The sequence below is a fragment of the Microbispora rosea genome, assembly GCF_900156315.1.
GTDB classification, from domain to species: Bacteria; Actinomycetota; Actinomycetes; order Streptosporangiales; family Streptosporangiaceae; genus Microbispora; species Microbispora rosea.
On the sequence record NZ_FTNI01000014.1, the window covers coordinates 1 to 13,470 of the forward strand.

At 71.9% G+C, this 13,470-nt stretch carries 15 protein-coding genes; 4 read left to right on the plus strand and 11 right to left on the minus strand.

Annotated elements, in window-relative coordinates; genetic code table 11:
* The coding region (locus BXA11_RS20040) for a sugar phosphate isomerase/epimerase family protein (RefSeq protein WP_244303587.1) at nt 1–228 on the plus strand (228 nt) is incomplete at its 5' end.
* 69 nt (nt 229–297) lie between these two features.
* Here BXA11_RS20040 and BXA11_RS20045 read toward each other — a convergent pair.
* The 5 genes from BXA11_RS20045 to BXA11_RS20065 form a co-directional block, all read right to left on the minus strand.
* Nucleotides 298–1,743: an AAA family ATPase gene (locus BXA11_RS20045; RefSeq protein WP_076436729.1), complete on the minus strand. Its 1,446-nt coding sequence runs from the start codon at nt 1,741–1,743 to the stop codon at nt 298–300.
* 66 nt (nt 1,744–1,809) lie between these two features.
* Nucleotides 1,810–2,304 (minus strand): MSMEG_6728 family protein, encoded by a 495-nt coding sequence (locus tag BXA11_RS20050; protein WP_076436731.1) that lies wholly within the window; start codon nt 2,302–2,304, stop codon nt 1,810–1,812.
* A gap of 73 nt (nt 2,305–2,377) precedes the next feature.
* A complete protein-coding gene (locus tag BXA11_RS20055; RefSeq protein ID WP_030506198.1) occupies nt 2,378–3,463 on the minus strand; it encodes a Zn-dependent alcohol dehydrogenase in 1,086 nt (361 codons plus the stop codon).
* Between the two features lie 51 nt (nt 3,464–3,514).
* Entirely contained in the window at nt 3,515–3,709 is a 195-nt protein-coding gene (locus BXA11_RS20060) for a ferredoxin (protein WP_030506197.1), read from the minus strand.
* A 43-nt stretch (nt 3,710–3,752) separates the two neighbouring features.
* The gene (locus BXA11_RS20065) at nt 3,753–4,241 is read right to left on the minus strand and encodes a pyridoxamine 5'-phosphate oxidase family protein (protein WP_076436733.1); all 489 of its coding nucleotides are present in this window, start codon (nt 4,239–4,241) and stop codon (nt 3,753–3,755) included.
* An 82-nt stretch (nt 4,242–4,323) separates the two neighbouring features.
* Between BXA11_RS20065 and BXA11_RS20070 the strand changes: the two genes are divergently transcribed.
* On the plus strand, nt 4,324–4,953 hold the full coding sequence (locus BXA11_RS20070; protein WP_204053774.1) for a class I SAM-dependent methyltransferase: 630 nt from the start codon (nt 4,324–4,326) through the stop codon (nt 4,951–4,953).
* 47 nt (nt 4,954–5,000) lie between these two features.
* On the opposite strand, the gene BXA11_RS20075 is transcribed toward BXA11_RS20070, so the two are convergent.
* From BXA11_RS20075 to BXA11_RS20085, 3 genes are read right to left on the minus strand one after another with little or no spacing between them, the layout of a single operon-like run.
* Entirely contained in the window at nt 5,001–6,062 is a 1,062-nt protein-coding gene (locus BXA11_RS20075; protein WP_076436735.1) for a glucosidase family protein, read from the minus strand.
* Entirely contained in the window at nt 6,059–6,772 is a 714-nt protein-coding gene (locus tag BXA11_RS20080) for a class I SAM-dependent methyltransferase (protein ID WP_030506193.1), read from the minus strand. Before BXA11_RS20080 ends, BXA11_RS20075 begins: the two co-directional genes overlap by 4 nt.
* 31 nt (nt 6,773–6,803) lie before the next feature.
* A complete protein-coding gene (locus BXA11_RS20085) occupies nt 6,804–8,045 on the minus strand; it encodes a glycosyltransferase family 4 protein (protein WP_030506192.1) in 1,242 nt (413 codons plus the stop codon).
* A 255-nt stretch (nt 8,046–8,300) separates the two neighbouring features.
* On the opposite strand from BXA11_RS20085, the gene BXA11_RS20090 reads away from it, so the two are divergent.
* The gene (locus BXA11_RS20090; RefSeq protein ID WP_076436737.1) at nt 8,301–9,326 is read left to right on the plus strand and encodes a GDP-mannose 4,6-dehydratase; all 1,026 of its coding nucleotides are present in this window, start codon (nt 8,301–8,303) and stop codon (nt 9,324–9,326) included.
* Between the two features lie 11 nt (nt 9,327–9,337).
* Here BXA11_RS20090 and BXA11_RS20095 read toward each other — a convergent pair whose 3' ends face one another.
* A complete protein-coding gene (locus tag BXA11_RS20095; RefSeq protein WP_143734408.1) occupies nt 9,338–11,239 on the minus strand; it encodes a hypothetical protein in 1,902 nt (633 codons plus the stop codon).
* Between the two features lie 21 nt (nt 11,240–11,260).
* Between BXA11_RS20095 and BXA11_RS20100 the strand changes: the two genes are divergently transcribed.
* Entirely contained in the window at nt 11,261–11,587 is a 327-nt protein-coding gene (locus BXA11_RS20100; RefSeq protein WP_143734409.1) for a hypothetical protein, read from the plus strand.
* A 219-nt stretch (nt 11,588–11,806) separates the two neighbouring features.
* Here BXA11_RS20100 and BXA11_RS20105 read toward each other — a convergent pair whose 3' ends face one another.
* Both BXA11_RS20105 and BXA11_RS20110 read right to left on the minus strand, forming a co-directional pair.
* On the minus strand, nt 11,807–12,406 hold the full coding sequence (locus tag BXA11_RS20105; protein ID WP_076436743.1) for a hypothetical protein: 600 nt from the start codon (nt 12,404–12,406) through the stop codon (nt 11,807–11,809).
* Nucleotides 12,403–13,449, minus strand: coding sequence for a PASTA domain-containing protein (locus BXA11_RS20110; protein ID WP_159454812.1), 1,047 nt, complete (start codon nt 13,447–13,449; stop codon nt 12,403–12,405). The genes BXA11_RS20105 and BXA11_RS20110 overlap by 4 nt, the downstream gene beginning before the upstream one ends.
* Between the last annotated feature and the right edge of the window lie 21 nt (nt 13,450–13,470).

Below are 13,470 nucleotides of genomic sequence, written 5' to 3' on the forward strand. Positions count from 1 at the left end.
CGCCGCGGGTGGGACTTCGTGTCCACCGGGCGGGGCGATGTGCCGTGGGAGGAGTGCTTCCGGGCGCTCAACCACATCGGCTACGACGGCCCGATCTCCATCGAGTGGGAGGACGCGGGCATGGACCGGCTGCACGGCGCACCCGAGGCCCTCGCCTACATCCGCTCGCTGAACGCCATCACCCCACCGGACGCCGCCTTCGACGCCGCCTTCTCCTCCGAGAGCTGACCTCTCTCCCCAGCACTCGAGAGGCCGGGGCCGGGCGCACCATCGGGTGCGCCCGGCCCTCCTGCATGCTCACCCCCACGCCGCGACCACGTCGCCGGCGCCCCACGTCAGGCCGATGCCCTCCACCGAGGGATGGACTCCGGACAGCGACACCACCGCGAGGCCGCCCGCCTCCGCGTCGAAGCCCGGCACCTGCACCGCGTCGCGGCGCAGCGCGGCCAGGTCGTGACCGTCGAACGGGGTGCCGAGCCACTTGATCGAGCCCGCGAACAGCACCCGCCGCGCCACCGGTGCCCGGTCGGCGCCGACCAGGTCCACCTCCGGGGAGAAGCGGCGGTTCCACCATCCGCCGACGGCCTCCGCGTCCGGCCAGGGCAGTTCCCCCGACGCGGCGGCCATGCCCAGCGCCTGTCTGACGATCGGTTCGACGGCCCGCCCCCGCAGGCTCGCCCAGCGTCGCCGTACGAGTCCGAAGGCGAGATCGGGCCGTCCTCGATTCGAGTGTTGCGCCGCGGCGCGCAGCACGCCCAGGTACATCCGCAGGTTGTGATCGCGGATGCGGTACAGCGCCGGTTTTCCGGGCTGGACGGACAACGGCTCGTCCATCGCCAGGACGCGCTTCTCGCCGGTGAGCCTGCGCAGGAGAGGGGAGAGCGAACCGGACTGCAGCGGTCCCTCGCGCCCGCCCGCCGTCGCCGCGACGGCGGCGTGCGTCCTGTCGCCGCGGCCGACCGCTTCCAGCACCCGGCGGGCCTGGTCGGGCGAGGGGAATTCCGCGAGAAGGACGGATTCGGGCACGCCGAACAGGGCGGACGCCGGATCCTCGCACTCCTGCCGGATGAACTCCAGCGGGGGAGTGCCGTGCGGCCAGGCGCGCAGGATCCCGGGCAGGCCTCCGCTGGCGAGGTACGCGTCGATCGCGTCACCTCCGGTCAGGCCCAGCGCGCCGGCGGTCTCCGCGGGGTCGAGCGGGTCGAGCGCCATGGTGTCGGCGCGCCCGTAGAACGGCCGGTCGTAGGCGGTCAGCCGCTCCATCATGTGCAAGTCGCTGCCCAGCAGGAGCAGGAGAACGGGCTTGGCCGACAGGAGCCGGTCCCAGGCCGTCTGCAGCGCGCCGTCGAACAGGTCGTCCTGTTCCGCCAGCCAGGGCATCTCGTCGATGACGACGATCGACGGGGTCGGCGGGATCGTCGAGTGCAGCACGCGGAAGGCCTCCGGCCAGCTTCCGCTGGTCACGCGGACGACCTGCTCGGGGTCGGCGGGCAGGCACGACTCCTTGAGATCGGCGCAGAACTCCTCGACCGCCTCGACCGGCGACATCCCTTTGGTCGCGGTGAAGAACAGATACGGCACCCCGGCCTTGTCGCAGAACTCCTGCACGAGCCGGGACTTGCCGACCTGCCGGCGTCCCCTGATGGCCATGGCAGCGCCGGCACCCGTCCGGCGAATTCGGTCGAGGCGCTTGGCCAGGGCGGCCAGCTCCCGCCGCCGGCCGATGAAAGGAACCGCGCCCACCCTGCCCCTTATGTAGATGACATCTATGTAGATGCAATCTACACGCCTGGCCGTCCTGCGACGGTCCTAAACGGTGCGGCGGGGTGGGAGCAGGGCGTTGACGCGGTCGGAGTCGGGCCAGACGTAGGGGAGGTCGTCGGGATCTCCGGGGAACTTCGGGCCGTAGAACTCCGGGTCCTTGCGCAGCAGGGCCGAGCGGTGACTGAGGTGGAGGGCGGGGTCGCCGAGCCAGGGCGGCAGCTCGCCCGCCTCCGCGAGGGCCGCCTGGACGCGGGGCGCCTCGATGCCCCGGCAGTCGAGCAGTTCCCTGGTCATCGTCCCGGCGCAGGTGTCGGCGCGGCCCAGGCCGCACCAGGCCGACACGATCTCCAGCCCGTAGCGGACCAGCGCCTCCTCGTACCCGGCCCACATGTGCGCCACCGGATGGTGCCGCCAGCCGTACCCCGGGACGGTGAGCGTACGCAGGACCTGGAGGGCCTCGACCCGCTGTTTCCCGAGGCGGAGCGGGTCGAGGACGCGGGCGGTGGCCGCGAAGTCCGGGTACGGCAGGAACGTCTGCATGTCGCCGCTCGGGTTACCCCGGCCCGCCGGAGATATCCCCCGCGCCGGGGAGATCTCCGGCGGCCCGGTGGCGTCAGTCGAACAGCACGATCTGCCGGAGCACCTCGCCGCCGCGCAGGGCGTCGACGGCGTCGTTCAGGTCGCCGATCCGGATGCGGGAGCTGATCATGCTGTCGAGGTCGAGCTTGCCCGCCTTGTAGAGGTTCACGAAGCGCGGGAAGTCCCTGCGGACGTCGGCGTCGCCGTACAGCGAGCTGAGGAGGTTCTTGCCCTCGAACAGCAGGTTGAAGGCGGACAGCGGCACCATGTCGTCCATGGCGCCCGCGCCGACGACGATGACGTCGCCGCCGCGCCGCGTCGCCTGCCAGGCGGTCATGATGGCGGCCGACTTGCCGACCACCTCGAAGCCGTGGTCGAAGCCCTGGCCGCCGGTCAGCGTGCCGATGGCGTCCATGAGCTGGTCGGGGGTGCAGGCGTGGGTGGCGCCGACCTTCTTCGCGAGCGCGTGCTTGGACTCCAGCGGGTCGATCGCGAGGATCGTGGTCGCGCCGGAGATGCGGGCGCCCTGGATCACCGACAGGCCGACGCCGCCGCAGCCGACGACCGCGACGGTCGCGCCGGGGCGAACCTTCGCGGTGTTGAGCACCGCGCCGACGCCCGTCGTGATGCCGCAGCCGATCAGGGCCGCCGCCTCGTACGGCACGTCGGGGTCGACCTTGATCGCCCCCTGCCACGGCACGATGATCTCCTCGGCCCAGGTGCCGCACCCGGCCATGCCGAACGCCGGGGTCTGGCCGGCGAACAGGAAGCGCGGCTCGGTGAAGCTCTTCATCATGTACGTCATGCAGAGGTTCGGCTGACCGCCCACACAGCTCGGGCAGTCGCCGCACGCGGGCGTCCAGTTGATGATGACGTGGTCGCCCGGCTGGACGGTGGTCACGCCGTCGCCCACCTCGACGACCTCGCCCGCGCCCTCGTGACCGGGAATGATCGGGAGCGGCATGGGGAGCACGCCGGTGAGCACCGAGAGATCGGAGTGGCAGACGCCGGTGGCCCTCACCCGCACGCGGACGTCGCCCGGGCCCACCGGCGTCAGCGTGAAGTCGTCTCTGATGTCGAGCTTTTCGTCGCCGACCGCGTGGAGAAGCGCGCCGCGCATGGGGGACCTCCCGGTCTTTCAGGCTGGTCTTTCATGGTTGGGTGCCGCGCGTCACTCGTCCTCGAGCGACAGCGCGGCCTTGGGGCAGGACCGGACCGCGTGGCGGACCCGGTCGAGCAGTTCGGCGGGCGGCTCCGGCATCAGCACGTGGAGGTTGTCCTCGTCGTCGACCTCGAAGACCTCGGGTGCCAGGCCCATGCAGACGGCGTTGGCCTCACACACGTCGTAGTCGACCTTGATCTTCATGGCGTGTCCTCCTCCTGTGCGTCACGTCGCGCTGGAGTTCACGTTAAGGCCTGTCCCTTGTCGTGACCGACCCGTCGCCGCCGAGCTTGCGGTGATCCCAGGAGACGACGCGGGCCGGCTCGACCACGTAGGCCACGCGCTTGCGCGCGGTGTGCTCGACGTAGGCCCGCGCCTCGGGGGAGTCGACGGGCACGCCGGTCATCCGCCGGGTGACGTCCAGGCCGACCTCCAGGACGGCCGCCGGGTCGTCGATCAGCCGCGCCTTGCCGTAGACGAGCACGCCGCGCAACCGCGCGTACTCGTCCCCGGTCTCGACCAGGCAGCTCACCCGCGGGTCGCGCTCGATGTTGCGGGCCTTCTGCGACTTGGCGTACGTCCAGAACGTGACGCGGCCGTCGTCGAGTCCGTAGAACATCGTGACCAGGTGCGGCGTGCCGTCGGGGTTGATCGTGCCGAGCTGGAGTTTGCGGGCGTCCCGCAGGAGCTCGGCGATCTCTTCCTCGCTCATCGCGATGCGGGCGCGCTGGTTCACGAAGCAAAGTAGAACATGTTGCATCAGGGGGGACAAGGGGCAGTTCCGAACCTCGTTCGGCTTGTTGGGTAGGGTGCCCGGCATGGTGACCCCGATGCCCGACGACCTGCGCCGCGCCGCCGAACAGGCGCGCGGGTTCATGCCGCCCGCCGAGGGCGAGGCGCTGTACGAGACCGCCTGCGCGTACGGCTCCCGCGGGCCGATCTGCGAGGTCGGCACCTACTGCGGCAAGTCGGCGATCTATCTGGGCGCCGGGGCGCGCCGGGCGGGCACGGTGGTCTTCACGGTGGACCACCACCGGGGCTCCGAGGAGATCCAGCCGGGCTGGCCGCACCACGACCCCGAGCTGGTGGACCCGGAGACCGGGCGGATGGACTCGCTGCCGTTCTTCCGCGCCACCATCGCCGCCGCCGGCCTGGAGGACGAGGTGATCGCGGTCGTGGGCGCGTCGGCCACGGTCGCCCGCCACTGGTCCACTCCGCTGGCCGTGCTGTTCATCGACGGCGGCCACTCGGAGGAGCCGGTGACGGCCGACTACGAGGGATGGGCGCCGCAGGTGATGAAGGGCGGCGCGCTGGTCTTCCACGACATCTATCCCGACCCCGCCGACGGCGGGCAGGCGCCCTACCGGGTCTACCTGCGCGCGCTGGAGTCGGGCGCCTTCCGCGAGGTGCGGGTCGTCGGGTCGCTCCGCGTGCTGGAGCGCGTCTGACGGCGGACCCCGGCCGGGAGCCCGGATCGGCCGTGCGCGCCGTCCGGTCAGGCGCGGGCGCGCTCGCAGCCGCACTCGCCGGTGATGCGGGCCTCCCGGCCGCCGGCGTCGCGGAAGATCCCCGAGCCGGGGGTGGCGCGGGCGAGGGCGTCCGCGGCGAGCACCACCGCGGCGGCCGTGTATCCCGACCGCTCGTTGGGGAAGTGCCGCTGGTTCACGAACTGCCAGCCGGTCCAGTAGGAGCCGTCCTCGTGGCGCAGGTGCTGCATGTCGGCGAACACCGCCAGCGCGCGCTCCCGCAGCCCGGCCGCGTCGAGCGCGAGCACCAGTTCGCACGACTCCGCGCCGGTGACCCAGGGCTGGTCGGAGACGCAGCGCGCGCCGAGGCCGGGCACGACGAAGGTGTCCCACTCCCCGTCGAACCGCCGAGCCGCCGCGTCCCCGCGTACGGCGCCGCCGAGCACGGGGTAGTACCAGTCCATCGAGAACCGGCTCTTGTCGGCGAACGCCTCCGGGTGGCCGGCGATCACGTGGCCGAGCTGGTCGGCGGCGAGCTCCCAGTCGGGCTGCGGGTCGCCCAGCCGCTCGGCGAGCAGGGCCCCGCACCGCAGGCCCTGGTGGATGGACGAGCACCCGGTGAGCAGGGCGTAGTCCGCCGGGCGGCCCTCGGCGTCACGCTGCCAGAGGATCTCGCCGCGCGCGGTCTGCAGGCCGACGACGAAGTCGAGCGCCCGCGCCACCACCGGCCACATCGACCGGGCGAAGTCCTCGTCGCCGGTCACCAGCAGGTCGTGCCAGACCCCCACCGCGATGTACGCGGCGTGGTTGGACTCGCCGGCCGCCTCGGCGGGCTCGCCGTCGCGGACCTTCATGGGCCAGGAGCCGTCCGGGCGCTGGTGCCGTACGAGCCAGTCGTAGCCCTTGCGGGCCTCCTCGCGCAGCCCGGCCACGGTCAGCGCCATCAGGCACTCGATGTGGTTCCACGCGTCGATGTGGCCCTCGGGCCAGGGGACGCCGCCCTGGTCGTCCTGGACGGCGGCGATGCTCTCTGCCGTACGGACGACCTGCTCGGTGGTGATGATCCCTGGAACGTCCGGCACCCGCGTCATGCGGGCTTCCGGACGTAGACCACGACGCTCTTGCCGATCAGGGGGTTGAGCACGGCCTCGGCCAGCCGGGTCGCGAGGGGGCGCTTCATGATGTCCCAGACGAGAAGCTCGTGATAGGCCTTGGCCAGCGGGTGCTGGTCGTCGTTCACCCCGACCGCGCACTTGATCCACCAGTACGGCGAGTGCAGGCCGTGGGCGTAGTGGTGGCCGCCGACATCGAGTCCGGAGGACTTGAGCTTCGCCTGGAGCTCCGCCAACGTATAAATCCGGATATGTCCGCCGGGGGCGGTGTGGTAGTCCTCCGACAGGGCCCAGCAGATCCGCTCGGGCAGGAAGCTCGGCACCGTGATCGCGGCCCGGCCGCCCGGCTTCAGCACCCGTACGATCTCGCGCATCGCGGCCAAGTCGTCGGGGATGTGCTCCAGCACCTCGGCGGCGATGACGCGGTCGAACGACGCGTCGGGAAACGGCATGTGGAGGGCGTCGCCGACGACGGTGTCCCCGGTCGCGCCCGCCGGCACCTCGCCCTCCTTGTCCATCGCCGCGAACATGGCCGCCACGTTCTCCATCTCGGCGGCGTCCATGTCGAAGGCGACCACGTCGGCGCCCCGGCGCAGCACCTCGAAGGCGTGCCGGCCACCGCCGGCCCCGAGGTCGAGGACGCGGTCGCCCGGTCCGACGGGCAGCCGGTTGAAGTCGACGGTCAGCACTCGGTGCCTGCCTTTCGTGGGTTCTGGGAAGTCACCGCGAGGGGGTGTGGGCGGCGATGGCCTCGTGATAGGCCTCCACCGTGCGGCGGGCGACGACCGGCCACGCGTAGCGCTCCATGACGCGGTCGTAGCCGCGCCGGCCGAACTCCGCGCGCTCTCCGGGGGAGTCGAGCAGGCGGCGCAGCACGGCGGCCAGTTCCTCGGGGTCGCCCGGCGTGACCTGCACGGCCGCGTCGCCGACCACCTCGGGCAGGGCGCCCGTACGCGAGGCGACCAGCGGAGTGCCGCACGCCATGTGCTCGACGGCGGGCAGCGAGAACCCCTCGTAGAGCGAGGGGACCACCGCGACCTCGGAGGTGGCGATCAGCGTGGCCAGCTCCTCGTCCGGGATGCCGTGCACGAAACGCACACGGTCGTGCAGCGAGAGCTCGTTGACGAGCTGTTCCGTGGGTCCTCCGGGGGTGGGCCTGCTCACCACGGTGAGGTTGACCTCGCGCTCGGTGGCGAGCTTGGCGACCGCCCGCAGCAGGGTCGCCACGCCCTTCATGGGGGAGTCGGCGCTGGCCACGGCCACGATCGAGTTCTCCCGCTTCGGCAGTTCCGGCCGGGGGTGGAAGAACCGCGTGTCGACGCCGAGCGGGATCAGCCGCATGTTGGACTGCGGCACGTTGAAGTCGCGGTGGATATCGGCGAGCGACGACTCGCTGACGGTCAGGATCGGGCTCAGCCGGGGCGCCACGATGCTCTGCATGCGCACGAAGCCGTACCAGCGGCGCATCGACAGCCGCTTCCAGCCCTTGGCGGCCTTCAGCTCGATCCGCCGGTCCACGCTGATCGGGTGATGGATGGTGCCGACCACCGGGAACAGCCGCTGGATGCCGAGCAGTCCGTAGCCCAGGGTCTGGTTGTCCTGGACGACGTCGAAGTCGCCGCGCCGCCTCTTCAGCTCGCGGTAGGCCCGCAGGCTGAACGTCAGCGGCTCGGGGAAGCCGGCCGTCCACATCGTGGCGACCTCGAGCGCGTCGATCCAGTCGCGGTATTCGTCGCGCTTCGGCGTCCGGAACGGGTCCTCGTCGCGGTAGAGGTCCAGGCTCGGCACCTTGTTGAGGATCACGCCCTCGTCCAGCTCCGGGTAGGGCTGACCGGAGAAGACCTCCACGTGGTGGCCCAGAGCGACGAGCTCGCGGCTGATATGGCGCAGGTACACCCCCTGGCCGCCACAGGTTGGCTTGCTGCGGTAGGACAGCAGCGCGACTCGCAGCCTCTCCGCCAAGAGGCACCCCTTTCCAGCCGGTTTCCCGCCGTGCCCCCGTGGGGCTGCTGCCAGGAACACTACCATTTGACCTTAGATGGGGTAGGTGAGGTGGAAAGGGTCCTCGCGCGACTCTCACCCTGCCCGACCTGGGGTGTTAGCTTACCCGAACGAGATTCGGTGTAACCCGTTCTAGTGGTGCATCTATAGGCACGGCCGGGCAGGGCGGTACATTCGCCTCTCATAGGCCAAGTTGGGCGCTACGAGGAGGATCCGTTGGCCAGGCGTGCGCTGATCACCGGCATCACCGGTCAGGACGGCTCCTATCTCGCAGAACACCTGCTGAGCGAGGGATACGAGGTCTGGGGCCTGGTCCGGGGGCAGGCGAACCCCCGCGTCCCGCGCGTGCGCAGGCTCCTGCAGGACGTGCGGCTGGTCCGCGGCGACCTGCTCGACCAGGGATCGCTGATCTCGGCGGTGGAGAAGGTGCAGCCGGACGAGGTCTACAACCTCGGGGCCATCTCGTTCGTGCCCATGTCGTGGGAGCAGGCCGAGCTGACCGCCGAGGTGACCGGCATGGGCGTGCTCCGCGTGCTGGAGGCCATCCGCGTCTGCTCGGGGATCACCGCCTCGCGCGGCTCGTCGGCCGGGCAGATCCGCTTCTACCAGGCGTCGTCCTCGGAGATGTTCGGCCAGGTCAGGGAGACGCCGCAGACCGAGCGCACCCCCTTCCACCCGAGGTCGCCGTACGGCGTGGCCAAGGCGTACGGGCACTTCCTCACGCAGAACTACCGCGAGTCGTACGGGATGTTCGCGGTGTCGGGCATCCTGTTCAACCATGAGTCGCCCCGGCGGGGGGCCGAGTTCGTCACCCGCAAGGTCTCGCTCGGCGTCGCGCGGATCAAGCTGGGCATGGCCGCGGAACTGCGCCTGGGCAACCTGGAGGCGCGCCGCGACTGGGGGTACGCCGGCGACTTCGTCCGGGCGATGCACATGATGCTGTCGGCCGCCGAGCCCGAGGACTACGTCATCGGCACCGGGCGCACGCACTCGGTGCGCGAGCTGGTCGAGGCGGCGTTCGCCGCGGCCGGGCTGGACTGGGAGCAGTACGTCGTCTGCGACGCGTCCCTGCACCGGCCGGCGGAGGTCGACCTGCTGTGCGCGGACCCGAAGAAGGCCCGCACCCAGCTCGGCTGGGAGCCGACGGTGTCGTTCGAGGAACTCGTGGCCATGATGGTCGAGGCCGACCTGCGCCTGCTCGCCGACGGAGGCGACCCGGAACAGGACTCCTCCTGGGCCTGACCGGAGAAGGCCTACGGCGGATCGAGCGCCAGGCCGACCGCCTCCGCGACCTTGCCGATGCCATATTCCAGGCGGCGGAAATAGGTGGCCCTGGACAGGTGGAGGCGATGCGCGAGGAGGTCGTGGCCTCCGGCACGGCTGAAGTAGTAGAGGCGCAGGATCTCCCCGGCCTCGGCGTCCATGGCGGACGCCGACGACGCGAGCGCCTCCACGGCCTCCCGCAGGAGGACGGCCAGCGCGGGCGCCGGCCGAGGGCCTGAGGCGGCGGTTCGGGCCCGCGTGCGCAGGTCCCGCAACGCGGTGCGGACGAGTTCGGCCGCCTGGCCCGGTCCCTCGGCGCACGGGTCCCGCATCCGGAGCAGCCACGCGGGCAGGTTGCGTTCGGTGAACGTGCGGGCATAGAGGGCGCTCGGCCGGCCGCACCGGTAGAGGTCGTGCCGCGTGTCGCCCACGCGGCGCAGGCCGAAGCGCGCCGACATCTCCTGGTAGGGGATCCACGGCGTGGACACGACGAGCCGCCCGCCGGCGATTCCCGTAGTGAGGATGTGGCGGACGAGCGCGGGCTGGGCCCGGGCGGAGCGCGGCTCGACCGCCATCATGCCGACGACCGATCCTCCGAGGTTCAGCAGCATGTCCGCGTGCTGCTGGAGCAGCGGCTCCAGCGCCGGTGCTCCGCCGGGATCCAGCGGCATGAGGTTGACCATTCCCACCGCGTGGTCGTCGGTGTCCACCGCGAGATGGAAACCGTGGTCGGCGCCGGAGAGCCACAGCTCGCGCATCCGCTCGACCTGGCGTTCCGCCAGCCCCTCGTGCTCGCCCCACAACCGCATCAGGCGGCCGATCGCCTCGTCGTCGCCGTCGCCGGCGCGCCGGATCGAGAACTCGGCGCGCTCGTCGGCGTACAGGTCGCGGCGCGCGCGCCGGCTCCCCGACAGATAGAGGACCTGGTCGGCGAGCCGGGCCCGCAGCGGCGGATCGGCGGTGCGGGCCAGCTGGCGGTGCCGATGCTCGGCGGCCCGGGCGGCCAGCTCGTCGCGGCGGACCGGATGACGCCAGCGATAGGCGAGGTCGAAGAGCGTGCGGTAGGGCTCGGCGACGGTCAGCCCGTGACGGTCCGGGCGGATCACGCTCAGCCGCCTCAGCCGCGTGAATGCCTTGGGCGGCAGCCGGGTCAGGGCGGTGAGGAGATCCTCGTCCGCCCCGTCGACGACGGCCACGATCGGCAGCGCCTCGGGAGGGATGCCCCGGGACTCCACGCCCAGGCGGCGCAGCACCTCGGTGGCTGCCGCGTCGGCCAGCGCGCCCTCCGGCCCCGGTTCGCCGTCTCTGCGGATCGCCCGGCACAGCGAGTCGGCGACGAGCGGGATCCCGCCGCTGAGCCGTGCGACGAGGTCGGCGTGCGCCGGGCCGGTCACGCCGAGCGCGGCGGCCAGCCCGCGGATGTCCGCGGGCGACCACGGCCCGAGCTCGACCGTGACGAGCGGCCGGTGCGCCCATCCGGGCCGCGCGGCCAGGGGCAGCCGGCCGGCGATCACGAACCGGCCGTGACCGGCCCGGTCGACGAATCGCGCCGCCGCGCTCGCCCGGTGGTCGGTGTCGACCCCGTCGATGGCGAGCGGCGCGCGCCCACCACGACCGGTCTCGGGCGGTGTCCGGATCTCGGGCGGTTCGCGGTCGAGGTCCACGAATCCGCACGCCAGCGTCGCGAGCAGCCGGCTCTTGCCGGCCCCGAGCGGGCCCACGACGTTGACGATCGCCGCCCCGGGCCCGCCGTCCGCCTCGTCCAGCGCCCTGACGACACCACGGGCGGCCTCCTCGACGCCGCCCCGTACGGTGAGCCGGCGGGCGGGACCGAGGGGGTTGAGACCCGGTTGAGACTCCGCCGGGGACGAGCGCGGATACGTTCGGATCACATCGAACACGGAGAGGTGACCATGTTCAGTGTCCTCCGCGCACGTGCCGGTGCCGCCGCCGTCGCCATCGGCGCGATGAGCGTCCTCACGGTGACCGCCGGGCCCGCCCAGGCCGCCGTGAACCCGGCCAACTGCCAGTTCAGCTACAACCTGTCCATCGGGCGCGTTGCCGCCGACTGCTGGAACCCCACCGAGTCGGGGTGGTATATCCAGCTCACCTGCGAGCGCTTCAGGAACGGCAGCCATTACTACGCCAGGGGATCGATCGTCTACGGCAGCGGCGTGTCGGCCGCGCAGTGCGACGCGCACACGTCGGAGATCGCCGGCGTCGACATCGTCAACATCTGAGCCGGGGCTCACCTGGTCGCAGGCCCGCGGCTCTTCGGGCGACCGGGGGCCGCGGCGGACGACGTGCGGGAAGAGCGCATGAATCCCCCTTCGGGACACACACCCGCGATGCGGGGAGATGGGGCGGGAAGGGTGGTTCCAGCGCATCGTGAGCCGCCTGACACGCGCTGTCAAGATCTCCCGCCGCGCCACGCCGGGTCGAACCGGCCGGAGACGCGGTCAGGAGGGTGGCCGGGCCAGCAGGATTCCGGCGCCGAGGGGAACGGCGACGGATGGGATGCGGATCGGCATCTTCCTCTCGCCGATCTTGAATCCCTCCATTCCCCAGCTCACCGCGACCTCGCAGTCCCCGCCGGGACGGAGGGTCACCAGCCGCCCGTCGCGGATCGCCGCGCTCAGCAGCCCGATCGTGAACGTCAGGTCGACGGAGAACGTGATCGTGAGCACTTTGCGCTCGTCGGCGTAGACCTCGACATACGGGCGGTGCTCCGAGGTGATCGAGTGCGCGGCCAGGGAGACCGGCTCGATCTTCCCCTGGCGGCCGTTCTCGTGACTGCGCACCGCGGCGGCCCGCAGTTCGTGAGACTTCTGCCACCCGGCCGCCAGGACCGTCCCGAGAGTGATCCCATGGAGCAGGCCGGCGCCGGCCTCGGGCAGCTGAGCGACGAGTTGCCCGGCGAGGACCGGGGCGTCGCGGCAGATCGTGCTCATCACCTGGGGGTCGCGGACGACGCTTGCCGCCGCCGCCACCGCGCCGCGCGCGCTGTCGTAGAGCGCGAGGGCGGCCGTACCCGGATTCGGGTCGATGGTCAGGTTCATGACAGGCCTTCCCGGATCTCCTGCCGGCCCGGGTCCGGGACGACGTGAAGACGTACGGCCGGGCGGGGGCCGCGGCTCTCGTGGATCCGCACGTTCGGGGACGGGTCGGCGCGGGAGACGAGACGCACCTCCCGGCGGCGGTCGTGGTCCCGGTCAGGCGCGCGCCGGCCGCCCCGGGCCTTCCATCCGGCGAGGCCGAGGAGCGCGGCGGCGACCACGACGAGGGCGAGCCCTGGCGGCACACCGAAGTCGGAGCCCGTCTCCTCGCCGGAGAGCGCGGCCGTCGGCACCGCCTCAGGGCTCTCTTCGGGCGACTCCTCCGGCCGCGGCGACTCCGGTGGACTCGGTGAGGGGCTGTCGTCCGGGCTCGCCGATGGACTCACGGGTGGGCTCACCGGTGGGCTCACGAGGGACACGTCGCTCAGGACGACGTCGATGGCATCGCCGATGGTCAGCTCGCCTCCGCCGGGAGGGTTCTGGTCCTCGACGATCTGGTCGTCGCGCGCGTCGTCCGCTCCTCTGAGTGTCAGCCCCCGGTCCGCCGCCGTCTGCCGCGCCTCCTCGACCGTACGGCCGATGAGGTACGGCACCTCGGTCGAGCCGTCGAGGAGCAGGCTGACGGCCTGCCCGTAGGCGAGCCGCCCGCCGGGCGCGGGAGTCTGCTCGGAGACCTTCCACTCGCCGGTGGCCTCCGGCTGCCCGGTGGTCACGCCGAACCCGGCCTTCTCCGCTTCGGCGGTGGCCGCGGTCAGCGTCATCCCGGTCAGGTCGGGCACCTGCCCTTCCAGGTAAACGCGGACCCCCGTGATTTTGAATTCGATGCACGACAGCGTCTCCGCGCTGCTCACGAAACTCGTCCCGGGAGGAACGGGGTCGGGCACGGTCACGACCCCATAGCCGAAATGGTTGTGGAGCGTCTCGTACGCCTGCTCGTACGTCTGACCGGTCACGTTGGGCGGGGGTGGGCATTTCGCGGCCTGCGCCGGCGTGGCCCAGAACGCGGCGGCGGCCATGGCGAGGGCCACGATCAGGCGTACCGGCATCATCGTCTCCGGAACGAGTCG

What these genes read in the sequence shown, in the direction of transcription:
- BXA11_RS20050 (WP_076436731.1), bottom strand. Translation starts at nt 2,304, where the DNA reads ATGCAGACGTTCCTGCCGTACCCGGACTTCGCGGCCACCGCCCGCGTC.
- BXA11_RS20055 (WP_030506198.1), bottom strand. Translation starts at nt 3,463, where the DNA reads ATGCGCGGCGCGCTTCTCCACGCGGTCGGCGACGAAAAGCTCGACATC.
- BXA11_RS20060 (WP_030506197.1), bottom strand. Translation starts at nt 3,709, where the DNA reads ATGAAGATCAAGGTCGACTACGACGTGTGTGAGGCCAACGCCGTCTGC.
- BXA11_RS20070 (WP_204053774.1), top strand. Translation starts at nt 4,324, where the DNA reads ATGGTGACCCCGATGCCCGACGACCTGCGCCGCGCCGCCGAACAGGCG.
- BXA11_RS20075 (WP_076436735.1), bottom strand. Translation starts at nt 6,062, where the DNA reads ATGACGCGGGTGCCGGACGTTCCAGGGATCATCACCACCGAGCAGGTC.
- BXA11_RS20100 (WP_143734409.1), top strand. Translation starts at nt 11,261, where the DNA reads ATGTTCAGTGTCCTCCGCGCACGTGCCGGTGCCGCCGCCGTCGCCATC.
- BXA11_RS20105 (WP_076436743.1), bottom strand. Translation starts at nt 12,406, where the DNA reads ATGAACCTGACCATCGACCCGAATCCGGGTACGGCCGCCCTCGCGCTC.
- BXA11_RS20110 (WP_159454812.1), bottom strand. Translation starts at nt 13,449, where the DNA reads ATGCCGGTACGCCTGATCGTGGCCCTCGCCATGGCCGCCGCCGCGTTC.